This is a genomic window from Mediterraneibacter flintii (assembly GCF_055387595.1).
In genome coordinates this window covers 990,847-1,016,597 of the sequence record NZ_AP031405.1, presented here as the reverse complement: position 1 = coordinate 1,016,597, position 25,751 = coordinate 990,847, and the positions used below count along the sequence as shown (strand labels likewise).

The window sequence follows — 25,751 nt, the reverse complement described above, 5'->3', positions numbered from 1 at the left end:
GTCAAAGAGGCTGTCTTGAAAACCTGCAATCGTTTCCAAGACAGCCTTTTTTGATTCTTATAAGTCGACGCGACCTGTTGCCTCTCCATTAATTACATAATATGCGGCAGATTCCTCTGGCTTTAGATAAATCTTAACATCCTTCATGTCACTGACTTTATTTTTCAGGACTTTCGTCCACACTTCTTTTACCTTCTGGAGAATCTCTTTATCTGTATATTCTTTTCCTGCAAACTGAAGGAACATCTCTGTCTTAAGCTCCACCTTCTTCGCGGCTTTTCTTACAGATGTCTTTTTCGCAGACACCGCCTTTTTTGACGCTGCTTTCTTTACTGTTGTTTTGTCTTCTGTTTTTTCCGCCGGCACCGGTTCCTTCAGCACAGCTGCCCTTGTCTCAATCGCCTTTGTCGTATCTTTCTTTGTCTCGATTGCCTTTACCGGTGTTTTCTCTTTTGAAGATGTTTTTCTTACTGCCATACTTGTTCCCTCCTGTAAAACGTCCAAGTATTTTCTTCTTAAAAATTCCAAGTCTTCCTGTTACAACCCTTATTGTAACTCATTTCATGCAAAACGTCAAAACCTTTCCGGCAGACGTCTACTTCTTTGACTTTGCTTCATAGCCTCGGAAAAACTCTGCCAGTCCCTCTAATGTCTTTAAAAGGATCGGAATCTCCTCCTCAGCCAGCTTCTCAATCACAGCATTCGTCATCTGCCTGTGAAATTCTGCGTGATGATGATATGCTTTTCTTCCTTTTTCTGTCAGTCTGACATACACCACTCTGCGATCCTGTTCACTTCTTTTTCGCAGCACATACTTTTTATTGACCAGACTGTTGACTGCCGTTGTAAGAGACCCTGCTGTAATCCCCAATTTCTTTGCGACTACGGACATCGTATTTTCTTCTCCCAGTCCGATTGCCTCTATAATATGCATATCATTGTTGGTAATATCTTTATATTCTTCTGTAATGATAGCTTCCTCCTCCCGTTTCCAAATCTCATTGAACAGGTGGACTAAAATATCATTGATTGTCTCATACGCATTCATGCAAGGCCCCTCCTTTCTGTACCTTATCGGGCAAAGCCCGCCCTCCCGCAGGGAATGTATTACGGTATGCCCTTTAGGGTATACCTTATCGGGCAAAGCCCGCCTTCCCGCAGGGAATGTATTGCGGTATGCCCTCTCGGGTATACTATACTACGGCAAACAGCGATTCTACTACTTCTTTTACCGTCTCTATTCGTCTGGCTTTCCATGCCTTCGCACCACAGAATACCAAACCGTTTTCTATATTTCCCTTCACTGCCTCAATCAGTCCGTCTGTAATACAGTACGGGATCGTCGCCGGACTACATTTTGCAAGGCAACCATGACATGGGCTGTGCGGGATCTGTTCTCCTTTTGCCACACGTTTCATAAATGGATTGAGTACGGCTCTGCCCGGCATCCCTACCGGACTTTTCACAATTGCAATGTCTTCTTTTTCTGCTTGTATATACGCCTCTTTATACCGAATATCTGCGTCACATTCTTCCGTCGTCACGAAACGGGTAGCTACTTGTACGCCGTCCACTCCTGTCTTAAGCGCCTCGTTTACATCCTCCCTGTCGTAAATTCCTCCTGCTACAACCACTGGAATATACGCTTTGTATTTTTCTCCATAGGAGCGTACTGTCTCTATCACTTTTCGAATCTCTTCCTTGTACTTTTCCGGAGTATATGTGTCAAGCTCTTCCTTGTGAAATCCCAGATGCCCTCCTGCCAAAGGGCCTTCGATCACGACTAAATCTGCCGTACGCTTAAATTTTCTGTCCCAGTATTTTAAAATAACCTTTGCAGATTTTTCCGTAGAAACAATAGGCGCAATCTTGGTACTGCTCCCTTTTGTCAGCGCCGGAAGCTCTGTCGGAAGCCCCGCCCCCGATATGATAATGTCCGCGCCTGCTTTGACCGCCGCTTTCACATGCTGGGCGTATTCTCTCAAGGCGACCATAATATTAAAACCAACGATTCCATCCGGAGACAGCTTTCTTGCCTTCTCCATTTCTTTCCCGATCGCTCTTAAGTTGGCTTCCTTCGTATTCTTATCAAAATCCGGCTCCCTATATCCTATCTGCGCGCTGGATATGATTCCGACGCCGCCTTCTCTTGCCACAGCGCCTGCAAGCCTTCCAAGACTTACTCCTACGCCCATGCCGCCCTGTATAAGCGGAAATCTGGTTGTTTTCTCTCCGATTTTTAACTGTTTCATGCTCTTCTTCCTTCCGCCCGCCTTCAAGCTGGCATTTTACATTCTCCGGAAGCGCTTATACCTGTCTTGTACAAGCTCCCTGCCGTCTATCTGCGTATATGTCTCCAGAAATCTGTCAAGCTCTTCTTCAAGCTCTAAGGTTACTTCTTGTATCGTGTCTGCTGTAAAATCCTCTGGCTCTGGAATGATTTTTTCAATCACTCCCAGTTCCTTTAAGTCCTGCGCCGTCAGCTTCATTACTTCAGCCGCCTCGCGCGCCCGTCCGCTGTCTTTCCATAAAATACTTGCAAAGCCCTCCGGAGACAGCACAGAATAGACGGCATTTTCCAGCATCCACACCTCGTCTGCCACTGCAAGTGCAAGCGCACCGCCGCTTCCGCCTTCTCCAATCACAATGGAGAGCACTGGAACTTTCAAAGCTGACAATTCAAACAAATTCCTTGCGATTGCCTCTCCTTGTCCTCTTTCCTCTGCTTCCAGCCCACAGAAAGCTCCCGGCGTATCTACGAAACAGAGCACCGGACGATGAAATTTTTCTGCCTGCTTCATCAGCCTGAGCGCTTTTCTGTACCCTTCCGGTGAAGGCATAGCAAAATTACGCTTTACGTTCTCTTTCGTTGTCTTTCCTTTTGCCTGTGTAATCACAGTCACTGGCATACCATGAAAACGGGCAATACCACCTATGACGGCCGGATCATCTTTATAGTAACGATCGCCATGTAATTCTATAAAATCCGTAAACAAACTGTCTATATAGTCTGCACCAACGGGACGCCCTTTCTTTCTGGAAATCTGTACTCTGTCCCAGGCACTTCTTGTATGGAGCTTTACGTGCCGCCTTCCTTCTTTCTTTGTCAGGCAGGTGTCTGTTGTCTTTGTTTTGTCCTTCTTACACAAAATTTCCCCTTTGCTGTGCAGGCGTACTATCTGTGAAAGAACCTGTTTCATATTTTCTCTTTCTACAATAGAATCTATAAAGCCATGCTCCAGTAAAAATTCAGAACGCTGAAAGCCCTTCGGAAGCTTTTCCCCTATCGTCTGTTCAATCACGCGCGGCCCTGCAAATCCTATCAGTGCTCCTGGTTCTGCCAAAATGATGTCTCCTAACATGGCGAAGCTTGCCGTCACGCCTCCGGTTGTAGGATCGGTCAGAACGGAAATATACAGTCCCCCTGCATCACTGTGCTTTTTCAACGCGGCCGAAGTCTTTGCCATCTGCATAAGAGAAATAATGCCCTCCTGCATTCTTGCACCGCCCGAACAGGCGAACAAAATAACAGGCAGTTGTTCTTCTGTCGCACGCTCTACCGCACGCGCAATCTTCTCTCCGACGATTTCTCCCATACTTGCCATCAGAAAACGTCCGTCACATACCCCCAGTACTGCCGGTATACCGTCGATTTTTACCTTTCCTGTCACAACCGCTTCATTCAATCCTGTAGATTGTCTTAATTTTTCTGCCTTCTCTTTATATCCTTTAAAGGACAAGGGATTTACAAATTCCATCTCCTTATCCCATTCTTCGAACGTTCCCTCGTCTGCTATCATCGCAACTCTTCTGTAAGCATGCACGCGGAAATACCCGCCGCATTTGGGGCAGATATAATATCCCTGCTTTACATCCTCTGCTATAATCGCCGCCCCACATTTATTGCATTTGCGCAGAAGACCTTCCGGCACTTCCGGACGCTCTTTCAATGCAATATAATTCTTTCTGCTCGTCTTTTTAAACATATTCTGCAATTTCATCAGACAATTCCTCCAAAGAGATTATTCTCCCTTTTCTTTTCCCATCTTCTCGATGAATTCTATGTCAATATCTCCACTCACAAAATCCGGATGATGCAGGATTTCATACTGATAGTCCACATTTGTGTCGATCCCTTCGATAATGACTTCTCCCAGGGCGCTTCTTAGCTTCATCACAGCTTCTTTTCTGTTTTTTGCATGTACGATCAGCTTCGCCAGCATAGAATCATAGTACGGCGGAACTGTATAACCACTGTAAATAGCGGCATCAATGCGCACGCCCTTTCCTCCTGGAAGATACATATCTGTAATCGTTCCCGGAGAAGGACGGAAATTTTTCTTCGGATTCTCCGCATTGATCCGACATTCGATAGCATGCCCTGTAATCTTGACATCCTCCTGAGTATAGCTTAACCTTCTGCCGTCTGCAATGCGTATCTGCTCCTTGATCAAATCAATTCCTGTCACCCACTCCGTCACAGGATGTTCTACCTGGATTCGCGTATTCATTTCCATAAAATAGAAATTTCCATTTTTCTCCAGAAGAAATTCAATCGTTCCTGCATTGACATAGTTTGCCGCCTTCGCCGCTTTGACCGCTGCTTCTCCCATTTTTTCCCTGAGCGTATCATTTAGCGCTATACACGGGGACTCTTCAATCATCTTTTGGTGATTTCTCTGAATGGAACAGTCCCTCTCTCCTAAATGAATCACATTTCCATATTTGTCAGCAAGAATTTGAAATTCAATATGTCTTGGGTGCTGTACGAAATGTTCGATATACATCGTTCCGTCGCCGAATGCGTTTACAGCTTCCTGCTGCGCCGTATGGAAACTGTTTGCAAATTCAGACGCATCCTTAGCGACACGCATTCCTTTGCCGCCTCCGCCAAGCGCTGCCTTTATAATCACCGGATACCCGATTTCTCCGGCAATTTTTTCTCCGCTTTCTGCTTCCATCACCGGTTCCTTGCTGCCCGGTATAACCGGAACCCCCGCGCTTTCCATTGTATTTCTGGCAACCGATTTATTTCCCAGACTGGCAATCACACTGGAATCCGGCCCGATAAAAATGATACCGCACTTTTCGCACAGCTGGGCGAATTTACTGTTTTCAGACAGGAAGCCGAAGCCCGGATGAATCGCATCTGCCCCAGAGACAAGAGTCGCGCTTATGATTCGTTCCATACTTAAGTAGCTGTCTGACGAGGGAGCCGGCCCGATACAGATCGCTTCGTCCGCAAGCTGGGTATGCAGCGCTTCTTTGTCCGCCTCTGAATAAACTGCCACCGTCTCAATCCCCATCTCACGACATGCCCGTATAATCCGAACCGCTATCTCTCCGCGGTTTGCAATCAATACTTTCTGAATCATGTTCTTACTCTCCTACCATAAATGTCAGTTCTGCGCTGACTACCACTTTTCCATCCACAGTGGCAACCGCCTCTCCGACTCCGACAGGCCCTTTTTGTTTTATGATCCTGGTCTCAAGCTTTAACTTATCTCCCGGAAATACCATCCCTTTAAAACGGCATTTCTGTACTCCGCCGAAAAAGGCAATTTTCCCTTTATTTTCCGGAACACTTAAAATTGCCACCGCCCCTGTCTGGGCAAGCGCTTCTAAGATTAAGACGCCCGGCATAACCGCCTTTTGCGGAAAATGTCCTTTGAAGAAATCTTCTCTGTATGTGACACATTTATATCCTACAGCGTACTGCCCAGGCTCGTAGTCCTCAATGGCATCCAGAAGCAAAAATGGATGTCTGTGTGGAATAATTTCCTGAATCTGTTCTATATTCAAACTGTTCATCTATCGCACCTTTCCTTTCTAACGAATCACAAATAGGGGCTGCCCATATTCCACTGCTTCTCCGTTCTTTACAAGGATTTCACAGATTTCCCCAGAAAATTCACTTTCAATCTCGTTCATCAGCTTCATTGCCTCCACAATCGCCAGAACCTGCCCTTCCTTTACAGTATCTCCCACCTCTACATAGGCTTTCGCGTCCTCAGCAGGCGCCGCATAGAAAGTTCCAACCAAAGGGGATTTTACTATATTGCCTTCTGTCTTTGTATTATCTGCTTCCTCTCTCTTGCCTGTCTCCGGCGTCAAAGCTGCTGCCGGAGCTGTCTGTGCAAAGAAGGTGTCCGTACCGCAGGAGGCAAGATCCGCCTGTCCCTGCATCGGTACGCCTGACGCCATCTGAGGGAGAATCTGCTGGATTTTCACTTCTTTTTCCTGTTTCTTTAAGCAGACCTTTTCATTCTCTTTTTCATATTTTAGTTCTGTCAGTTCTGATTTTGACACAGCCTCTACCAACTGTAACAACTCTTCAAATTTCATTTTCTATTTCTACCCTTCATATTTCTTCAACAATAAGGTTGCATTGTGCCCGCCGAATCCTAGAGAATTCGTCAAAACATAGTTGATTTCTTTCTCAACCGGAGCCCCCAGCGCATAATTCAAATCACATTCCTCATCTGTCTGTACCGTTCCCATCGTCTGATGGATAAACCCATCCTCAATGCTCTTGACACACACAACAAATTCCACACCGCCTGCCGCGCCAAGCAAATGCCCAATCATAGACTTCGTGGAGTTAATAACAACCCCTTTTGCCGCTTCCCCAAGTGCATATTTAATTGCTCTTGTCTCAAACAGATCATTGTGGTGCGTACTAGTTCCATGCGCATTGATATAGTCAATCTGTTCCGGCTTCACTTGCGCTTCCTGCATGGCAAGCTTCATTGCCATACCTGCGCCTTCCCCATTCTCTTCCGGAGAGGTGATATGGTAAGCGTCCGCAGTCGCACCGTAGCCGACAAGCTCTGCATAAATTTTCGCGCCTCGCCTCTTCGCATGTTCCAATTCCTCTAATACAACAATTCCAGCGCCTTCTCCCATGACAAATCCGTCTCTGTCCTTGTCAAACGGGATGGAAGCACGCATTGGATCCGCAGAGGTGGAAAGCGCCGTCAGTCCGGTAAAACCTGCCACTCCAGTTGGACAGATGCTACTCTCTGTACCGCCCGCAACCATCACATCCGCGTCCCCATACTGAATCGCGCGGAACGCATCTCCGATACAGTGTGTCCCGGAAGCGCAGGCTGTCACGACATTTGTGCATTTTCCTTTTAGCCCAAGCTGAATCGATACATTCCCTGCCGCCATATTGGAAATCATCAAAGGCACCATCAGAGGATTCACCCGACTGGGGCCTTTTTCTACAATCTTTGTATAATTTGTCTCTACTGCCTGCAGACTTCCAATTCCAGAGCCTACAATCACTCCTGTACGGTACGCATCTTCTTTGCTCATGTCCAGTCCCGCGTCCTCAAACGCCTCCTTCGCCGCAGCAACCGCATACTGTGAAAACAGCTCCATACGTTTCGCCGCTTTGAAATCCATGCGTTCTTTTGCAACAAATCCCTTTACTTCCGCCGCAATCTGTACCTTATAGTCTGAAACATCAAATTTTGTGATCGGGCCAATTCCAACTTTCCCTTCTCTGATTCCGTTCCAGAATTCTTCTACTGTATTTCCAATCGGCGTTACCGCCCCAAGTCCGGTTACTACAACTCTTCTTTTCATACCTCTTCTCCTTCTACATTGCCATTCCGCCGTCTACATTTATTACCTGTCCGGTGATATATCTTGCTTCATCGGAAGCGAGGAAAGCAACTGCCTCCGCGATGTCTTCCGGTTCTCCAAATTTCCCAAGAGGAATCTGTGCACACGCCGTATCTTTTACCTTATCTGAGAGCACTGCTGTCATCTCCGTACGAATAAATCCCGGTGCCACTGCATTGACCGTAATCCCTCTGGAGGCAAATTCTCTTGCCGCTGACTTTGTCAGCCCAATAATCCCTGCCTTAGATGCGGAATAGTTCGCCTGCCCTGCATTTCCAAGAACGCCGGAAACCGACGCCATATTGATAATGCGTCCACTTCTTTGCTTTATCATCTGCCTTGCCGCAAAACGAATACAGTTGAAAGTTCCTTTTAAGTTTGTATCAAGTACCGCATCATAGTCTTCCTCGGACATTTTCATCAAAAGGCCGTCACGTGTGATTCCGGCATTATTTACCAGAATATCGATTCTTCCATACTGTTTTACAATCTCTCCCAAAAAGGCTTCACAGGAAGAAAACTCTGCTACATTACACTGGTAGATTTCTGCTTTCCCACCGTCTGCTTCGATCTCTTGCTTCACCTCTTCTGCTCGTTCTTTCGAACCATTATAGTTGATAATTACAAGCGCTCCCTGCGCAGCCAGCTTCTTCGCCACCGCTTTGCCAATTCCTCTGGAAGCCCCTGTTACAACTGCTACTTTGTCATTTAACATAGCTCCTGCACCACCTTTTCTACATCCTCCATGCAACTGACATTTCGGACTTTTACCTCTTTGTTAATCTTCTTCATAAATCCTGCAAGTGTACGTCCCGGGCCGATTTCCACAAAGGTATCCACTCCGTCTTCTATCATGCGTTCCATACTCTGCTGCCAGCGTACGGATGAGGCTACCTGCCTGGAAAGCAGTTCTTTTGTCTGGCTGCTGTCTGTTATATATTCTGCTGTCACATTGGTTACATAAGGAATCGCAAGTGGCTTTAACTCTACCTCTTCTAACACCTTTTGAAGCTCTTCTCCTGCTTTTTGAAGCATCGGAGAATGGAACGGGCCACTGACATTCAAAATCATAACCCGTCTTGCTCCGGCGTCTTTCAGTGCTTTCGCTGCTTTATCCACTGCCTCTGTCCATCCAGTAATTACAATCTGTCCCGGGCAGTTATAATTTGCCACAGTCACACCGTCTATTTTCCCAACAATTTCTTCTACCGCTTCATTCTCCATGCCCAGCACTGCCGCCATAGCGCCCTTTCCTTTCGGAACGGCTGTTTCCATTAAGATTCCTCTTTTTCTCACTGTCTTAATTGCGTCTTCTGTGCTCATTGCGCCCGCAGATGCAACCGCACAATACTCGCCAAGGCTTAATCCGGCCGTCACGTCCGGCTTTAGCCCTTTTTCTTCCAACACCTTTTCCATTGCCATACAGACCGTCACAAGCGCCGCCTGTGTATATTCCGTCTGATCCAACTTCTCATTTTCTTCAAAGCACAAGGCTTTCATATCTATATCCAGCAATTCGGACGCTCTGTCAATGATCCTTCTTGCTGTTTCACTCTGTTCATAAAAATCCTTTCCCATTCCCGCCTTCTGCGCTCCTTGTCCGGGAAAGATAAATGCTATTTTACTCATAGAAGCCCTTTCCTCCAATTAAATCGTCTGTTTCCCTCACTAGTTTCTGGATCAGTTCCTGGCAGGTCAGCTCTTCTTTTACCATTCCCGCAATCTGTCCTGCCATCACGCTTCCATTCTGGACATCTCCCTCTACAACGGCCTTCCTAAGTCCACCTAAGGTCAGAAGCTCCAGTTCTTCAAAAGTCGCGCCTTCCTTTTCTTTCTCCAGATATACCTTTGTCATCTGGTTTCGAAGGGCCCGAACCGGATGTCCCGTCGTTCTGCCTGTCACTCTGGAGTCAATGTCTCGCGCTTTGATAATGCATTTCTTATAATTTTCATGTACCTGAGATTCTTTCGCCACTACAAAATGCGTCCCCATCTGCACGCCCTGCGCGCCCAGCATGAACGCTGCGGCCATTCCTCTGCCGTCTGCGATACCTCCTGCCGCAATCACCGGAATTTTTACCGCATCCACAACCTGGGGAACTAAAACCATTGTCGTATTCTCTCCAATATGCCCCCCTGCTTCTGTTCCTTCCGCTATGACCGCGTCAGCACCACTTCTTTCCATACGTTTTGCCAGTGCTACAGAAGCTACAACAGGAATGACTTTCACTCCCGCCTCTTTCCACATCTTCATATATTTCTCCGGAGAGCCGGCGCCAGTAGTAACTACCTTGACCCCTTCCTCCACAATCACTTTCGCCACATCGTCCGCATAAGGACTCATCAGCATAATATTTACGCCAAACGGTTTCTCTGTAAGTTTCTTTGCTTCTCTTATCTGTTCCCGCACCCAGTCCGCCGGTGCGCTCGCCGCGCCAATCAGTCCAAGCCCGCCTGCCTGGGATACGGCGGCTGCAAGATGATATTCAGCAACCCATGCCATTCCGCCCTGTATGATTGGGTATTCAATTCCTAATAGTTCGGTTACTTTTGTTTTCATGCTGACAACCTTCCTCTTCTCTTTTTTAGCAGCGGCGGGGGAAATCCCCCGCCAGCTTTTGCCTTGTCATAATTTATTTATGAGCTTCCAGATATTTTACAACATCTCCGACCGTTGCAATCTTTTCCAAATCCTCTGATGGGATTTCTACTTCAAATTCTTCTTCAAACGCCATAACCATTTCAAATAAATCTAAGGAATCTGCGCCTAAATCATCCTTAAAAGAAGTCTCCTCTGTGATAGTTGCTGCGTCTGCTCCTAAAGATTCTGCTACAATTTCTTTGATTTTCTCTAACATTTTTTCATTTCCTTTCTTTTATTTCTTCTTTCAATCTTTGTATGCCGTTTTGCAAGGCTACTCTTTCTTTGCTATGCTTCCGGCATCCTATATTGTAATCCGGCAACGCCGGTAATTACCTTTTTTCACTTTCTACCGTAACGGTTCAGCCATACAGTGTGCGGGAAGCATAAAACATGCTTGCATGTTTTTGCGAGCGTACATCTGTATGAGCTTAAGCGCCCATCAATGAGTAAAACGGTGGCGGTAGCCACGATAAGCACGCAGTGCGGTTTTACGAATGGCGCGGGCTGAACCGTTACTTTCTACCATTCCAGAAGAGCTGCTCCCCAGGAAAGCCCTGCCCCGAATCCGGCAAGAATGATCTTCTGTCCCTTTACAAATTTCCCTTTACGATTCATTTCGTCTAAGAGAATCGGAATACTTGCGGAGGATGTATTTCCATATTCCTCCAGATTCATAGGAAACTTCTCTATATCTGTCTTCAGACGTTTCGCCACTGCTTCTACAATTCGTCTGTTTGCCTGGTGCAAAATAAAATAATCAATATCGTCTGCCTTAAGACCTGCTTCTTCTAACACCTCTTTCACTGCTTTTGGAACCTTTTTCACAGCGAACTTAAACACGCTCTGCCCGTCCATCTGCATATAGGCCTGTAAATCCCGCGTCCTTGCAGGGCTCCCCTTTCTATGCCTGCTCAGGCAGGTAAGCGCTTCTCCTTTTTTGCCGTCTGAATGACTCACGCTGGGAAGCAACTTTCCTTTTTCCGCTTTTAACACTGCGGCCCCAGCTCCATCACCAAATAAAATACAGGTACTTCTGTCTTTCCAGTTTACCAGATTCGACAGGCTTTCTGAACCGATGACCAGCACCGTCTTTGCCATGCCTGCCGCGATATATGCCTGTGCGGTATTATATCCAAAGAGAAAGCCCGCGCACGCTGCATTGATGTCAAACGCCGCCGCATTTACTGCCTTTATATTTTTCTGTACTTCACATGCCGTACAGGGAAGTATCACTTCGGAAGAAATCGTAGAGACTAAAATCAAATCAACCTCCTCCGCTGCAATGCCGCTTTGTTCCAGCGCTTTTTGGGCCGCCTCAGTCGCCATAGAAACCGTTGTTTCTTCCTTGATAATACGCCGTCTTGCCACTCCGGTTCGTTCCCGTATCCAAGTATCATTCGTATCTACTATCTTTGCCAGATCGTCGTTGCTCACTATTCGTTTTGGCAGGCTGGAGCCTGTTCCATATATTTTTCCAATCATATACATTCTCCATATTAACTAGCTGCTTTTACAGCTTAATACTTTGATTCTAAAATACTTTGACTTTCAAAGTATATCACAAAAAAAAGAAAAGTCAAGAAGAAAATCCCCTGAAGGGCACACCGTCTTTTGAAGGACTTTACTCCTTCAAAAGACTGCCTACTTTTTCTAAAATCTCTGTATACTTTATTTTGCGATAGTCTGTCGCATCTATTTCTATGAGAGCCCCCAGCTCAAATGTATCATATCCTCTTGTCATACAGCGTTCTCTGAAAATATCATGCGTTACGATGCAATCCGCCTTGCTTCTATCTTCCATTTCATCTCCCAGATGATACTTGCTCACCAGATGCCCTAAATGTCTGGACGGATCCAGATCGCGACTTCTGGAACGCTCATACAGTATATCTATATCTCCGGTAAGACGGATCGTGATCATCTGATACTTGTTTTTTTCTGCCAAATCTGCTAGTCTTCCTTTTTGTTTTTCACTAAACGGATAATCCGAAATCAGCATCCTCCCCTCCTGCATTTTTTCATCTACCGCCTTATAATACTTTTCCCAGCTTAACATTTCCAGCTTTGTCTTTTCTTCCATGTTGTCAAATCCGTATTCGTCCCATAGTGCCTCTTTCATATCGTCCTGGGAAATCACTTGAAACTGAGGATACTTCTCCAAAATCTGCTTACACAGATAAGACTTTCCGGTGGCAGGATAGCCGGCAAGCAGAATCATTGTCTCTTTCATTTTATCTTCTCCCTTACGCTCAGGAAGGGGCGCCGGCTCCACCGGACACCCCTCCCCTTTTTATTCTCTGCTTTTTACGCTTTATAGCTTAAATAAAGATGCTTTCTCTTTTACAATCTCTTTGATTCTGTCATTTGCAGGCCCTAAGAGCTTCCGCAGTGATGTCAGCGGTGTCACGTCCTCGGCCGTAAAGGTTCTGCTTACTACCTCTATATAGGATTTATTCAGCTCTGTCCCTACATTGATTTTCTTCATTCCTTCACGCACGCACCGTCTCATATCTTCATCCGACACACCTGTGCCTCCATGAAGTACAAGCCCTGTATCTCCCAGCTTCGCCTTCAATTCCGCAAGCAGTTCATAGTTAATCTTCGCTTTCGACTTATACTGTCCATGTGTCGTGCCTATAGAGACTGCCAGTGCGTCAACGCCTGTCTCTGAAGCAAAGCGCAGTGCGTCCTCTGGTCTGGTATACATAGCGGCGTCCTTCGCCACAACCACGCCTTCCTCTGCGCCGCCGATAGAGCCTACCTCTCCTTCTACGGACACACCGTGTGCATGTGCGTACGCCACCACCTCTTTTGTATTTTTTATGTTTTCTTCCAGTGGCAGAGAGGAGCCGTCATACATGACAGAGGAATACCCGCAGTTGATCGCTCTTTTCAGCGCTTCTATGTCTTTACAATGATCCATGTGGAGCGCCACACTGACAGAGGATGTTTCCGCCAGTGCTTTTACCGCCGCGATCAGTGGTTCAAAGCCGATATATTCCGCCGTCCCCAATGAGGTCTGCAAAATGACCGGAACATTTAATTCCTCCGCCCCCTTTATCATGGAAGGCAGCATTTCAAAACAATGTACATTAAATGCCCCTACTGCCCCTCTTCCTTCGTTTTCTTTAAATAGATCCACCAAATTTTTATACATGAAAAGCCTCCCTGATTTCTTGTTCTATAGCCGAGATACCCTTTTTATAAGCTCTGTAATTTGCTCTTTTTTTGTTGCTTTACGCAGTTCTTTTAAGATTTCTTCATCACTGATCATAATATTAAATTGTCGCAAGGCTTCTAAATGGGATGTATTATCCGTTGTACAGAAAACAAATACGAACTCTACAGGATCATTAAATTTATTTCCAAATCGAACAGGTTTTTTTAGCCTTAAAATTGACATTCCAATTCGGTTCACATGATTGAAGGATCTTGCATGTGGAAGTGCAATTCCCTTTGAAATCACCACGTATTCCCGTTTTTCCTCCAGGGTATCCATAATATCATCTATATATTCTTTTTTTATATATCCATTTTTCATAAGGATACTGCCGGAAGCCTCCACTGCTTCCCGCCAGTTATCACAGCCATACTCAATGACTATATTTTCTGGCCTTATAATATCTTCTAAAAGCGGTCTTTCAAAATTTCTATGGTACTCTCTGAACCCTAAAATATCTAACAGACTGTCGTAAAGTGCTTTATAATTTGTAATCTGGCAGTTGTCCGTTACAGCATCCATGATCTTCGCCAACAAATTATAGTCTATCACTCTAGTGGGAAGATATTGTTTCAACAGCCTGATATCCTCGGGGGTAAGCGTAGGACTCACCTTTATATACGATTTGGTATCCAGTGGAATCGTACTTATAATTAATATCTCTTCCTCTATATGTTTTGTATATTCTTCCAATTGGTTATATGGAATAATATCTACCACATTTACCTCAAAGATAGCATTTAGCCGGTAATTTAGTAATCTAGAAGTAATTTGACCAGAAGCACATACAATAAGAACCTCTTTTTTGTCCGCCACCAGAGGTCTGTATCTTTGTAACGCCTCTACAAATATAGATGCAATATGATTCAGCCAGTTTTCGTTCAGACAAATTCCAATTCCCTTTTCTAAAACTGGAAGAGATGCTCTTACAACAGGCAATATATCTGGACACAGCTTCAATACATAAGAATGAACATCCTCATTAAATTCCAATGGATGTCTGTCTTTGTTCAAAATCGTACATATATCTGTGTTTAGCGTATCTATCAATATTTTATCCTTGATGAAATCGACTTCCAGACTTTTCCCCACACTATCGATAAAATCTAGCATTACAACCTGCTTATCTATATAATTGATATTTTTATATGCGAGATTTCCGTCGCACAATATACTATTGAGCATTTTGCCCGCATAATATTTATCAAAACTTGAAAGAAAAAGACCTGACGTTGTTTCTATATCACAGATAATCATTTTTAATATTTCTCTGTTTTTCTGATCTTCTGCTTCTACAGGCGCCCCGCCTTCATACCTGCCATATTCTTTTATGCGGAGCAGCATAACAGAAATACTCGAAAAGAGATATAGATAGATATGATCTGGAAATATTCTGTTTGTCCTACATTCTATCTTTTTAATGCAAAAATCTACACTGGCATAGTGAATATCTTTGAAAATATAATCTAGTGAACTAACTTCTTTCCTGTTCTTTTTATTACTGCCGTTCTTAATACTTCTCAGCACTTCCTCTATTTTGACATATTTCTGCATGAAGTCTACGACAGAATCCCGTATGTCCTCCTCTTTTCCCTTCAATTTCATGCCATAATGCGCAACTGTTTGAATTTCTGCACTTTCGAATGGATAATGCCGTTTTATCTTATTTAGATCATTCATAACTGTACTTCTGGAAACAAAGAGTTCATCCGCAAGTTTTTGTGTTGTTATATATTCATCCGTCGTAAGTAAACGATAAAAGATCGTAAACATTCTTTCTTCCTGGGATAGTATTCTTCCATACGCTCCACTTTCCTCAAGAAGCTTAAGCACCTGGCATCGTTCCGCTTTGTTCCCCGCAAACCCGATTCCTGATTTATTTTTTCTTATCAGACAGGGGAAGCCGTTGCACTTTAAGAAATAATCTATTTCATCTAACTCATACCGCACAGCACGGGAACTGATGCTTAACTCATCGGCCAAATCCGTCAGTGAAAATGCTGTTTTCCCTTCCAACAGCCGCTTTAAAATATAGATTCCTCTGTTTTTCAGCATAGGCTCCCCCTTTTCTCTAAACCGGAGACAGTATCGCTTCTACTGATTCTGCAATACTATGTACATAAAATAAATGAAGCGCTTCTACGATCATTGCATGCCTGCTGTTTACCGGAAGCCATATATCTGCAATACTTTTTAACTTTCCGCCATCCGCATCTGTAAATACAGCCGTTTTTATCCCGCTTTCCTTTGCCGCTTTGACAGCGCGAATAATATTCTCCGAATTTCCGCTTGTGCTGAACGCCCACAAAATATCTCCTGATTTACCCAGCGCTTTTACCTGCTTAGAAAACACATACTCATATCCATAGTCATTTGTCAGTGCTGTCAATACCGAAATGTCTGCTGTTAAAGCAATGGCCGGATATCCTGTTCTCTCCCAGTTCCTCATGTGTCCAATAAAATCATTTGTGATATGTGACGCTGTCGAAGCACTTCCTCCGTTTCCACACAACAACACTTTGTTGCCATTTTCTATCGTTTCTTTTGTAGCCTTTATACATTCATACGCCGGCAAAAAATATGTGTCATCCGCCGTATTCATACTTTCTCTTAGTCTTTCGAAATTGTCTCTGAAAATATCTTCTTTCACTTTTATGCCTCCGTCTTTCCTTATTTTACGCAACTCCCAGCAGATGTGCGATTCCATAGAAGATTAAACCGATGATAGAAAAATCTGTATCCGCAAATGTAGTTCCCGCAAACCCAAGAGCTGCAAATGCCGGGAACAGCAGCGAACAAAGCATATTGTTTAAAACACCTGTTAAAAGAGAGCCAATAACAGCACCTCTTCTTCCTCCGGTCGCATTTGCGAATATCGCTGCTGTACCTCCCATAAAAAAGCTGTGCAGCAAAGTTGGTATAATTACAGTCATTCCTGTTGCCAGACAGATTCCAAAAGCAATAAACTGTCCGATCGTATAACCTATAAAGCCTACCATAATCGCGTTTGGGGCAAAGGTGAAAACAGTTGGGCAGTCCAGCGCTGGTATAGCATTGGGCACGATTCTTTCCGCAATTCCTTTAAAGGCAGGAACCAGTTCCGCTAAAATCATACGGACACCAAGCAAGATAACAGAAACACCTGCACTAAAAATAAATCCCTGCATAAGTGCCCATACTACCATGTGGGTTGTTCCCGCATAATTCGCTACAAACTCACTGCCTGCAAAAGCACAGCAAATAATTTCAATGATAAATACACCAATTCCCATCAATATGACAGGTTCTTTAAAAAATCCCATCCACTTGGGAAGCTCCATCTTTTCTGTAGATGTCTCCTCCGGATTTTTTCCAAAAATCTTGCCTATAAACCCGGAAAAAATATAACCGGTTGTAGCCCAGTGTCCTAATGCAAATGTCTCTCCTCCAGTAATTTTACGTACAAACGGCATAGAAATAGCTGGTGTCAGAACGCTCATAATGCCTACCACGATTGCTCCAATTGCAATAACACCGGCTGTCGGCAGGCCAAACATGGAAAGCATAACCGCTGTTAACGCCGCCATAATAATCGTATGATGTCCACTTAAGAATATATATTTGAATTTTGTAAAACGTGCTAAAAGGATATTAATAATCAATCCAAAAAACGCGATAAACGCCATTTTTGTTCCATATTGTTCGGATGCCATCGCCGTTATCGCTTCATTTACAGGGATAACCCCTTGAATATGAAAGGCTTCCATCATAATTTCATTTAATGGATCCAGCATACCTGTGATAATATTTGAGCCTTGCCCCATAATCAGAAATCCTAAAAATGTTTTCAAAGTACCTGTCATTGTTCGTTCTACAGATGCTCTCTGCGCTACAAGTCCGATAAAACTTATTAATGCTACAAGCACAGCTGCCTGGCTTATTACAGATGTCAAAATACTGATAATTGTATTCATCATTTCCTCCTCTTGTATACTCAATATATGTTCATATGAATTTCTCTCTTCCCACTTAACAGAAATAAAATTTTATGCTACACTACCGTTGGAGCTATTCCCTCTTTTGTGGCGAAAATAATTGCTTGTCCAGAGCCTTTTCTTTCATCACATAGGGAGGGGATTCCTCTGTTATCTATCCAGTATTTTTTTTAATTCTGCTTCTATGTATGCAATATCTGTATAATTTACCACTTCTACCATAGGTACATTCATATCTGCGAGTTCTTCACAAAATGAATGAGAAGATACAATCACATCTGGATTTGCTCCTCTGGCAGAACCAGTATCCGCTACCTCTACCTTCGCGTCTTTGACATCCAGTCTTTCCAACGCTTTTTCTACATTCATTCTTAAAATGAGACTGCTTCCAAGCCCCATCGCACATACACACACAATTTTCATTTTTGTGCACCTCCTTTTTTTATTTTTTAGCAAGTCTCTGTCAGTTATATTTATTCAATACATTTATGACCTCCTTTCTCTCTTTTGCCTGCATCACCTGACAAACACTGTCTTCATCACCCAGAAAATCTGCTAAAAGCTTTAAAGCGTCTATATGTGTATTATTATCAGTGGCCGCCAGGCAGATAACCAACTTTACCGGATTATTTGGTGATGTTATAAAATTGATAGGTTCCTTTAGTGTCATAAGACTCATTCCTACCTTGTTCACGCCGGCCTCACTCTTTGCATGCGGCACTGCCACTCCCGGCACCAGTACGAAATATCCGCCGTTTACTTCCCCATTCTCAATCATTGCCTCAATGTATGTATTTTCGGCTATGCCTTCATCTACAAGAATCTGTCCCGCTTTTTGTATCGCCTCCTTCCAGTCACTTGCCGCAATATTTGTTCTAATTGTTTTTTCATTTAAATACTCACTAAGCATTACCTTTCCTCCAACAGCTTATTTTATGAATTATTCATAGCCTATTTCTTTTCCGCGGAAATACATATGTACTTTTTGCACTATTTTTTGTTTTAAAACTATTTATAATTATCGTACTTTACAATTCTTTAAATGAAAACACCAATTTTCTTCCTATGTTTTTGTGACAAAATTTCTATCAATACATTATTAGACAAAAAATACAGCACCGTATTTGGCGCTGTATAGATAAAAACTCATTTTTCCCCTCTCCCTGCTCTTCTCACTTCTTCCAAGGTCGGAATAGCCGCCTGACTTCCTATCTTCTGCACAGAAAGCGCCGACGTGACAGAGCTCTGTTTCAGATTTTCAAGAAGGGGGAACTTCTTATAAAGCCCATATGCAAAAGCGCCATGGAAAATATCCCCTGCACCTGATGTATCGACTGCCTGCACTTGACAGGCAGGAAGACGACAGATTTCTCCCTCTTCATTCCGGTACAAAAGCCCCCGTTCTCCTAATGTGATGACTGCTATTTTCTGATTGATGGCTTCTATCTGTGCGAAAATTTCCTGACAGGCTTTCCAATCCTTTAGATTCATTGTTTTTCCTGTGTATTGTTCCGCAAAATCTTCTGAACAGACAAGGTAGTCCACCTTCTGCGCTACCCGAAAAGTCCCCTCTCTAAGCGTTCCCGCATCTGCTACCGACACAGCATTTGTATTTTCCTTAAGCATCTTCAGCGTAATATCCGGTTCATGTCCGTCACTTAGAATCACATCCGCCTTTTCCTTTGGAACTGTATACTGTATATCTGCTTTCACCCCTGGAAAATTAAAAATAGTACGGCTTGCGTTTTCTGCACGTGAAACGATCAGACTGTATGGAGTCTCTATTTCTTCATCTGGTATCAAATAATCTGTTCCCACCCCATATTCTCGTAATAACGCCTTTAATTTATTTCCATATTTATCTTTGCCAATCCTGGATACAAGCTGTGCCTTTGCTCCCCACATGGCACACAGACACGCCGCGTTCAGAGCCGGTCCTCCGCCACACTCTTTAAACGTTTCAACCCGATATTTCTGATTTTCTATCAGCGGTCTGTCAATCGGTACCGTAATATCATATGCAGATTGGCCAATACAAAAAATACTCATTCCTTTCCCCCACTTTCTATTTTCCTTCCAATTTGTTCCAGAATCTTTGAATAGTTAATTTTCTTATAATCTGTCGCATCTATTTCTATAAGAATCCCCAGCTCAAATGTATCATATCCCCTTGTCATACAGCGTTCTCTGAAAATATCATGCGTTACGATGCAATCCGCCTTGCTTCTATCTTCCATTTCATCCCCCAGATGATACTTGCTCACCAGATGCCCTAAATGTCTGGACGGATCCAGATCGCGACTTCTGGAACGCTCATACAGTATATCTATATCTCCGGTAAGACGGATCGTGATCATCTGATACTTGTTTTTTTCTGCCAAATCTGCTAGTCTTCCTTTTTGTTTTTCACTAAAAGGATAATCCGAAATCAGCATCCTCCCCTCCTGCATTTTTTCATCTGCCGCCTTATAATACTTTTCCCAGCTTAACATTTCCAGCTTTGTCTTTTCTTCCATGCTGTCAAATCCGTATTCGTCCCATAGTGCCTCTTTCATATCGTCCTGGGAAATCACTTGAAACTGAGGATACTTCTCTAAAATCTGCTTACACAGATAAGACTTCCCGGTGGCAGGATAGCCGGCAAGCAGAATCATTGTCTCTTTCATTTTATCTTCTCCCTTACGCTCAGGAAGGGGCGCCGGCTCCACCGGACACCCCTCCCCTTTTTATTCTCTGCTTTTTACGCTTTATAGCTTAAATAAAGACGCTTTCTCTTTTACAATCTCTTTGATTCTGTCATTCGCAGGCCCTAAAAGCTTCCGCAGTGATGTCAGCGGTGTCACGTCATCGGCCGTAAAGGTTCTGCTTACCACCTCTATATAGGATTTATTCAGCTCTGTCCCTACGTTGATTTTCTTCATTCCTTCACGCACGCACCGTCTCATATCTTCATCCGATACACCTGTGCCTCCATGAAGTACAAGCCCTGTATCTCCCAGCTTTGCCTTCAATTCCGCAAGCAGTTCATAGTTAATCTTCGCTTTCGACTTATACTGTCCATGTGTCGTGCCTATAGAAACTGCCAGTGCGTCAACGCCTGTCTCTGAAGCAAAGTGCAGCGCGTCCTCTGGTCTGGTATACATAGCGGCGTCCTTCGCCACAACCACGCCTTCCTCTGCGCCGCCGATAGAGCCTACCTCTCCTTCTACGGACACACCGTGTGCATGTGCGTACGCCACCACCTCTTTTGTATTTTTTATGTTTTCTTCCAGTGGCAGAGAGGAGCCGTCATACATGACAGAGGAATACCCGCAGTTGATCGCTCTTTTCAGCGCTTCTATGTCTTTACAATGATCCATGTGGAGCGCCACACTGACAGAGGATGTTTCCGCCAGTGCTTTTACCGCCGCGATCAGTGGTTCAAAGCCGATATATTCCGCCGTCCCCAGTGAGGTCTGTAAAATGACCGGAACATTTAATTCCTCCGCACCCTTTATCATGGAAGGCAGCATTTCAAAACAATGTACGTTAAATGCCCCTACCGCCCCTTTTCCTTCGTTTTCTTTAAACAAGTCAATTAAATTCTTATACATGAAATTTTTGTCTCCTTCCTAAACCTTGCCTCGCAATACGTCTTTTGACAACTGCATAAGTCCCTGCACCTTGTCCATATATTCCTTTATTTTTTCATCATCCTTCGCCTCAGCAGCTTCCTGGCGTTTCTGATTGTACAGCTTTAATAAATCTGTATATGCCCTGCCAAGCTGTTTATTTTCTTCCAGGCTTTGTTCATAATAGTATATTGCCTGCTCCGTATCCTCCGCCTGAAAGTAGCAGCTCCCTATTTCTGTTAAAAGCTTTGCTTTCTGTTCTTTGTCTAAAGCATTGTCTAATTCCGCTTTGAGTTCTTCTGCCTTTTGAAACAGTTCTTCTGTATTTATTTCCGGCTTTTGCACAGTTTCTTCCTTCGCAGAAGATTTTTTCTTTCCAAATAAGAACATCTTCATACCTCCATTTGTTCTGCGGCCATTCTTTTATATTAGAAAATTCCTGCAATTCCCTTGATGATTACAAAGAAGAAGGAAGTAATGATGGTATCTACATCCGTACAGGTAACATTCTGGAAGCCAATATCCGCAAGCATTGGAGAAAGCATCGCCGGCAGTATCATAATAAAAATACCGTGTACGATACATCCAATCACGACGCCCCTGCGTCCGCCCATCTTATTTGCGAAAATTCCCGCCGTTCCTCCGGCGAAGAAGTTGCTCATAACTCCTGGAACTACAAACGCTCCGAAATATGGAGAAATCAACATACCAATCAAAGATCCAATCGTCGTAAAGATGAAGCCTAAAATTACCGCATTCGGTGCGTATGGAAACAATACCGGACAATCCAGCGCAGGCTTTGAGTTTGGAACCAGCTTCATGGAAATCCCCTGGAATGCAGGAACAATCTCAGCCAGCAGCATTCTTACTCCTGTCATCAATACATACAGCCCGACTACAAACTGCATTGCCTGCAAAAAGGCATACACCATATAGTTCGTACTTCCGCAATACTCTGCACAAGCTTGTGGCCCCGCAAATCCTGCCGCCAGCAGATAGAATGGGATCATAACGACCATGACAGACAAATATGTATCCTGTAAAAACTCCAGACTCTTCGGAAGCTTAATGTCCTCGGAGGATTTCTCCTTGTTTCCTGTCAGCTTTGCAACCAGCGCCGTTACCATATATCCAAAGGTACAAAAATGTCCCAGAGCGATGTCGTCGCTGCCTGTAATCTGGCGCACAACCGGCTGTGCAAACGCAGGCATCAGCGTTGCAAACAGACCTCCCACAATACTTCCTACAATGATAAGCGGAAGCCCTTCCAGTCCGAGAAAATATGCAAATACAACACACAATGTCGCTTCCCACAACAGTGCCTGGCCTGTCAAAAAGATATATTTGAATTTGGTGACACGTGCCAGAATGATATTCACGATAAAGATACCTGCCAGAGTGATCGCAATATCGCCGCCTAGTCCAAGTGCATCCATCGCCTGACCGTTAATACTTTCGATAGATGCCACAACTGCTGATTCCAGCCCAAATGCCGCATTAAACGCTGCTCCGAAAAAGGTTAGCGCACTCTGAAGTACGGATGAGCCTGCCGATAACACCAGGAAGCCCAGCATGGTTTTCATCGTTCCTGACAATACCACACCTGCCGGCTTTTTCTGGAGCAGCAGCCCCAGACACGCGATTAACCCGATGATGACAGACGCCTGTGTCAGAATATTATTGATAATAAAATTTAATACCGCCATATAAATTTCCTCACTTTCTCCCTTTCTTCCGTTTTTTTACAACGCCCCCACTTCTTTTAATACGGGTGTCAGTTTTTCTTTAATCTCTGTCTTATCTACCAGTCTGTCCAGAAAAACAGCAGGGCAGTTCAGTGTGATACGTTCAAATTGTTTTTCAAAATTCTTGCCTGAAATCACAATATCTGCCGTCTGTGCCGCAACACTGGAAATATCTGTATGATCCAGCTTTGCTTCCACACCTAATTCTTTTAGCACAGTCTCCACGCTCATCTGGCAAGCGAAACTGCTCCCAAGCCCTGCGCCGCATACTGTAAGAATTTTTAACATAAGATTTGCCTCCTTTCCTGTTCCTCATTTAAAAGGAACGTATAGATTTCTTCTACAGATTTAGAGTTTGCCATATTTTGTATTTTTTTCTCATCTATAAAAATAGATGCCAATACCTGCATAACGTCAATATGTGAGTTCGCATCTGTAGCGGCAAGCGCGATCAGTATTCTGACAGGATAACTGTCCTGCGAAAATTTAACTGGCTTGTTTACCAGTGTCACTGCCATTTGTTTTTTCAAAACTCCCTGCTCGGGTCTTCCATGAATCAATGCTATGTCTTCTGTCAGAATATAATACGGACCGATCTCTTCTGTATTTCTGATAATTTCTTCCGCATAACGCGGTTCTACATACCCTTTATCTTCCAAAGGTTTCATACTTATGTGTACTGCTTCTTTCCAGTCATCTATATGGTCCAGAATCTGTATGTTTTCTTTTCTCAGCATTTCTGAAATCACGATCTGTTCCCTCCCACATCTTGTTGAATCGCATTTATCGTACCATCTCATTTTTTTATTTAGAAGTCCAAGTATTGTACCTGTTTTGTGCAAGATCGTGTGTTTTTTGCACCTGTTTATATATCTTCCCCATGTTCCAGTGATTTTCCCAAATATGCCAGAACCTCCTCCGGTGTCTCCAACTGCAAAATATCATCTATTTTGGTCTGTATAGAGAATACAGTCAGAATATCCCTTAAAATCTTCAGATGGCTCTCCTGATCCTCCGCTGCCAGCATGATAATGATATTTGCCCGATGAAAGTCTGAAAATGCAATACTCTTCTTAAATATATGGAGTGAGACATCCAGCCGGTTTACCCCCTCTTCCGGCTTTGAATGAGCCAGCACTACCCTTGATGTGATAAACATATACGGGCCATAATAGCGAAGCTGGGAAATAATATCATCAATGTACCGCTTTTCAATGCTTTTATTCTCTAACAGGCATTTCCCCGATTCACGCAAAGCGTCTGTCCAGCGGTATTCCTCGTTGTAAATTTGGACATGCCCCGAAACCAGGTAATCTAAAAATCCTTTTGCTTTCCCTTTTGTATCGCCGGATCCCTCTCTTTTCCCGCGGAAAAAATAATTATCAATCTTCTTTTTTACCGTTTCATAGTCCTTTTCACCAATATACGGTTTTACAATCGAAAACAAATTCTCCACATCTCTCAGAAGCGGTTTTTCCTTTACATGCCTCAAAATTTCTTCTCTGTCTGCATTTGTTAAAATGGGATGTACATGCACCACCGGAACCACGCTTTTTATCCGTACAGTAGATACAATCAAATCACAAATATTTTGTGCATTCTGAATGTTCTGTGCCGCTATCACATCTACGATCTGCGCTTCCGGCAGCATCTTCTGTAGCTCTCTCCTCAGCATATTTCCTGTAGATATACCGTTTGCACACACAATTAAGATGCGAAAAGAATTATGGCTGTCTCTAGAGATAGGAAGATGTGCCCCAAAGTGCAACGCCAGATATGCGATCTCTCCATCCTGAATCGGCAGTCCAATCTGCCTTTCTATATACTTACTTACGACTTTCGTAATATCAAATAAATCCGGATATTCTCGGATAATGTCCTTACTCATGGTATCCATGATCTGAATTCCGTACTGGTAACGGTACAGGGAGGAATTAATGTGAACAAACAGCGCCCGTCCAAGTTCCTCTTTATTTTCAAATGTAACGCAGGCGATCTTTTCAAACTCTGCAATCAGCGCTTTCGTTATTTCATAGACCGTCTGGTTGGACTCTTCCTCAAAAATATCGTTGGAGGCTACTGTTACACGTGCCCCCAGCAGGTGCAAGCAAAGATATATTTTCTCTTTCTCCGACAGTTTAGGAAAATATTTTTCCACTAATTGAAATTCCTTTGTACTCTCCAGCTCTGCCTTTTTCAGATTAGGAAAATATAAATTTGTATCTCTTCCATCCATCAACGGAAGAAGTACTGCCAAAGAGTCTAAGCTTCCCTCTACATATTTCGTATTTAGTTCTTCCTCTATTTTTCTCAGCTTCTCGATATTGTCACGGATTCTTTCTCTTTCTATAAAATCCAGACTTCTATTTTCAAACAAGGACTGTAATTCCTGAAAATTCACCAAAAATATTGCCCGAATTTTGATAGAATCTCCGGAGATCCTATATCCCCTTTTCGACTCATACTCCAACTTTAGGTCATAGTCCTGGAGCTGATTGACTACCACACGCATATCATTAAAAATCGTATTTCTACTTACCATACAGTAGTCCATAAGCTGGTCGATATACACCGGTTCCTTTGAATAAATAATGATGCAGATAATCAGATGTACTCTCTCCATCGGTGAAAGAATATAGTTCTCATCCTTTTCAATTCCTTCGGCGCATGCCTCTATCTTAGAACGCAGTTCTTTCTCTATCAGAATCCCTTTTCCTCTGACCATTTCCAATTCCGGAATATGGTAAAATTCAAGCCATTCATTGATTCTGCACAAGTCATAATAAATACTGCGTTTCGACACTTGCATTTTCTCAGCAATCTGCTGTTGGGTCAGATATGTATCGCTTTCCAGGAGCATCTGTAATATCTCTCTGCATCTGGCATTCATATACACTTGCTGCATATTGGGCATACCTCCTTTCT

The 25,751-nt window shown here is 43.7% G+C and carries 28 protein-coding genes; all 28 read right to left on the bottom strand.

Annotated features, from left to right (window positions below; translation table 11 throughout):
- Nucleotides 1–57 precede the first annotated feature (57 nt).
- The gene (locus tag ACZ5C4_RS04775) at nt 58–477 is read right to left on the bottom strand and encodes a DUF6465 family protein (RefSeq protein ID WP_464520002.1); all 420 of its coding nucleotides are present in this window, start codon (nt 475–477) and stop codon (nt 58–60) included.
- Between the two features lie 118 nt (nt 478–595).
- A complete protein-coding gene (locus ACZ5C4_RS04770) occupies nt 596–1,048 on the bottom strand; it encodes a MarR family winged helix-turn-helix transcriptional regulator (RefSeq protein WP_464520001.1) in 453 nt (150 codons plus the stop codon).
- A gap of 145 nt (nt 1,049–1,193) precedes the next feature.
- On the bottom strand, nt 1,194–2,252 hold the full coding sequence (locus ACZ5C4_RS04765) for an NAD(P)H-dependent flavin oxidoreductase (RefSeq protein ID WP_464520000.1): 1,059 nt from the start codon (nt 2,250–2,252) through the stop codon (nt 1,194–1,196).
- Between the two features lie 36 nt (nt 2,253–2,288).
- Nucleotides 2,289–4,001: an acetyl-CoA carboxylase carboxyltransferase subunit alpha gene (locus tag ACZ5C4_RS04760; RefSeq protein ID WP_464519999.1), complete on the bottom strand. Its 1,713-nt coding sequence runs from the start codon at nt 3,999–4,001 to the stop codon at nt 2,289–2,291.
- Nucleotides 4,002–4,022: 21 nt separating this feature from the next.
- Nucleotides 4,023–5,375, bottom strand: coding sequence for an acetyl-CoA carboxylase biotin carboxylase subunit (locus ACZ5C4_RS04755; RefSeq protein WP_464519998.1), 1,353 nt, complete (start codon nt 5,373–5,375; stop codon nt 4,023–4,025).
- A gap of 4 nt (nt 5,376–5,379) precedes the next feature.
- A complete protein-coding gene (gene fabZ, locus ACZ5C4_RS04750; RefSeq protein ID WP_464519997.1) occupies nt 5,380–5,811 on the bottom strand; it encodes a 3-hydroxyacyl-ACP dehydratase FabZ in 432 nt (143 codons plus the stop codon).
- Nucleotides 5,812–5,829: 18 nt separating this feature from the next.
- Nucleotides 5,830–6,345, bottom strand: coding sequence for an acetyl-CoA carboxylase biotin carboxyl carrier protein (gene accB, locus ACZ5C4_RS04745; protein WP_464519996.1), 516 nt, complete (start codon nt 6,343–6,345; stop codon nt 5,830–5,832).
- A 9-nt stretch (nt 6,346–6,354) separates the two neighbouring features.
- The gene (gene fabF, locus ACZ5C4_RS04740) at nt 6,355–7,593 is read right to left on the bottom strand and encodes a beta-ketoacyl-ACP synthase II (RefSeq protein ID WP_464519995.1); all 1,239 of its coding nucleotides are present in this window, start codon (nt 7,591–7,593) and stop codon (nt 6,355–6,357) included.
- A gap of 13 nt (nt 7,594–7,606) precedes the next feature.
- On the bottom strand, nt 7,607–8,347 hold the full coding sequence (gene fabG / locus ACZ5C4_RS04735) for a 3-oxoacyl-[acyl-carrier-protein] reductase (protein ID WP_464519994.1): 741 nt from the start codon (nt 8,345–8,347) through the stop codon (nt 7,607–7,609).
- Nucleotides 8,341–9,261, bottom strand: coding sequence for an ACP S-malonyltransferase (gene fabD, locus ACZ5C4_RS04730; RefSeq protein WP_464519993.1), 921 nt, complete (start codon nt 9,259–9,261; stop codon nt 8,341–8,343). Before fabD ends, fabG begins: the two co-directional genes overlap by 7 nt.
- The gene (gene fabK / locus ACZ5C4_RS04725; RefSeq protein ID WP_464522306.1) at nt 9,254–10,237 is read right to left on the bottom strand and encodes an enoyl-[acyl-carrier-protein] reductase FabK; all 984 of its coding nucleotides are present in this window, start codon (nt 10,235–10,237) and stop codon (nt 9,254–9,256) included. Before fabK ends, fabD begins: the two co-directional genes overlap by 8 nt.
- A 28-nt stretch (nt 10,238–10,265) precedes the next feature.
- Nucleotides 10,266–10,490 (bottom strand): acyl carrier protein, encoded by a 225-nt coding sequence (locus ACZ5C4_RS04720; protein ID WP_464519992.1) that lies wholly within the window; start codon nt 10,488–10,490, stop codon nt 10,266–10,268.
- Nucleotides 10,491–10,795: 305 nt separating this feature from the next.
- Entirely contained in the window at nt 10,796–11,758 is a 963-nt protein-coding gene (locus ACZ5C4_RS04715; RefSeq protein ID WP_464519991.1) for a beta-ketoacyl-ACP synthase III, read from the bottom strand.
- A 139-nt stretch (nt 11,759–11,897) separates the two neighbouring features.
- On the bottom strand, nt 11,898–12,506 hold the full coding sequence (locus ACZ5C4_RS04710; RefSeq protein ID WP_464519990.1) for a P-loop nucleotide/nucleoside kinase family protein: 609 nt from the start codon (nt 12,504–12,506) through the stop codon (nt 11,898–11,900).
- 81 nt (nt 12,507–12,587) lie between these two features.
- On the bottom strand, nt 12,588–13,433 hold the full coding sequence (locus ACZ5C4_RS04705; protein ID WP_464519989.1) for a class II fructose-bisphosphate aldolase: 846 nt from the start codon (nt 13,431–13,433) through the stop codon (nt 12,588–12,590).
- 24 nt (nt 13,434–13,457) lie between these two features.
- Nucleotides 13,458–15,551, bottom strand: a complete 2,094-nt coding sequence (locus ACZ5C4_RS04700) for a BglG family transcription antiterminator (protein ID WP_464519988.1) — start codon at nt 15,549–15,551, stop codon at nt 13,458–13,460.
- Nucleotides 15,552–15,567: 16 nt separating this feature from the next.
- A complete protein-coding gene (locus ACZ5C4_RS04695) occupies nt 15,568–16,146 on the bottom strand; it encodes a D-sedoheptulose-7-phosphate isomerase (protein WP_464519987.1) in 579 nt (192 codons plus the stop codon).
- A 25-nt stretch (nt 16,147–16,171) separates the two neighbouring features.
- Nucleotides 16,172–17,452, bottom strand: a complete 1,281-nt coding sequence (locus tag ACZ5C4_RS04690; RefSeq protein ID WP_464519986.1) for a PTS ascorbate transporter subunit IIC — start codon at nt 17,450–17,452, stop codon at nt 16,172–16,174.
- Nucleotides 17,453–17,620: 168 nt separating this feature from the next.
- Nucleotides 17,621–17,893, bottom strand: a complete 273-nt coding sequence (locus ACZ5C4_RS04685) for a PTS sugar transporter subunit IIB (RefSeq protein WP_464519985.1) — start codon at nt 17,891–17,893, stop codon at nt 17,621–17,623.
- Between the two features lie 40 nt (nt 17,894–17,933).
- Complete coding sequence (locus tag ACZ5C4_RS04680; protein WP_464519984.1) at nt 17,934–18,380, bottom strand: PTS sugar transporter subunit IIA; 447 nt, start codon at nt 18,378–18,380, stop codon at nt 17,934–17,936.
- A 236-nt stretch (nt 18,381–18,616) separates the two neighbouring features.
- Nucleotides 18,617–19,519 (bottom strand): PfkB family carbohydrate kinase, encoded by a 903-nt coding sequence (locus ACZ5C4_RS04675; protein ID WP_464519983.1) that lies wholly within the window; start codon nt 19,517–19,519, stop codon nt 18,617–18,619.
- The gene (locus ACZ5C4_RS04670) at nt 19,516–20,136 is read right to left on the bottom strand and encodes a P-loop nucleotide/nucleoside kinase family protein (RefSeq protein WP_464519982.1); all 621 of its coding nucleotides are present in this window, start codon (nt 20,134–20,136) and stop codon (nt 19,516–19,518) included. Before ACZ5C4_RS04670 ends, ACZ5C4_RS04675 begins: the two co-directional genes overlap by 4 nt.
- A gap of 81 nt (nt 20,137–20,217) precedes the next feature.
- The gene (locus ACZ5C4_RS04665; protein WP_464519981.1) at nt 20,218–21,063 is read right to left on the bottom strand and encodes a class II fructose-bisphosphate aldolase; all 846 of its coding nucleotides are present in this window, start codon (nt 21,061–21,063) and stop codon (nt 20,218–20,220) included.
- Between the two features lie 18 nt (nt 21,064–21,081).
- Nucleotides 21,082–21,471: a tetratricopeptide repeat protein gene (locus ACZ5C4_RS04660; protein WP_464519980.1), complete on the bottom strand. Its 390-nt coding sequence runs from the start codon at nt 21,469–21,471 to the stop codon at nt 21,082–21,084.
- Between the two features lie 38 nt (nt 21,472–21,509).
- Nucleotides 21,510–22,787: a PTS ascorbate transporter subunit IIC gene (locus tag ACZ5C4_RS04655; protein WP_464519979.1), complete on the bottom strand. Its 1,278-nt coding sequence runs from the start codon at nt 22,785–22,787 to the stop codon at nt 21,510–21,512.
- A 36-nt stretch (nt 22,788–22,823) separates the two neighbouring features.
- Complete coding sequence (locus tag ACZ5C4_RS04650) at nt 22,824–23,114, bottom strand: PTS sugar transporter subunit IIB (RefSeq protein WP_464519978.1); 291 nt, start codon at nt 23,112–23,114, stop codon at nt 22,824–22,826.
- The gene (locus ACZ5C4_RS04645; protein ID WP_464519977.1) at nt 23,108–23,575 is read right to left on the bottom strand and encodes a PTS sugar transporter subunit IIA; all 468 of its coding nucleotides are present in this window, start codon (nt 23,573–23,575) and stop codon (nt 23,108–23,110) included. The genes ACZ5C4_RS04650 and ACZ5C4_RS04645 overlap by 7 nt, the downstream gene beginning before the upstream one ends.
- A 116-nt stretch (nt 23,576–23,691) precedes the next feature.
- On the bottom strand, nt 23,692–25,731 hold the full coding sequence (locus tag ACZ5C4_RS04640; RefSeq protein WP_464519976.1) for a BglG family transcription antiterminator: 2,040 nt from the start codon (nt 25,729–25,731) through the stop codon (nt 23,692–23,694).
- Nucleotides 25,732–25,751: the final 20 nt, after the last annotated feature.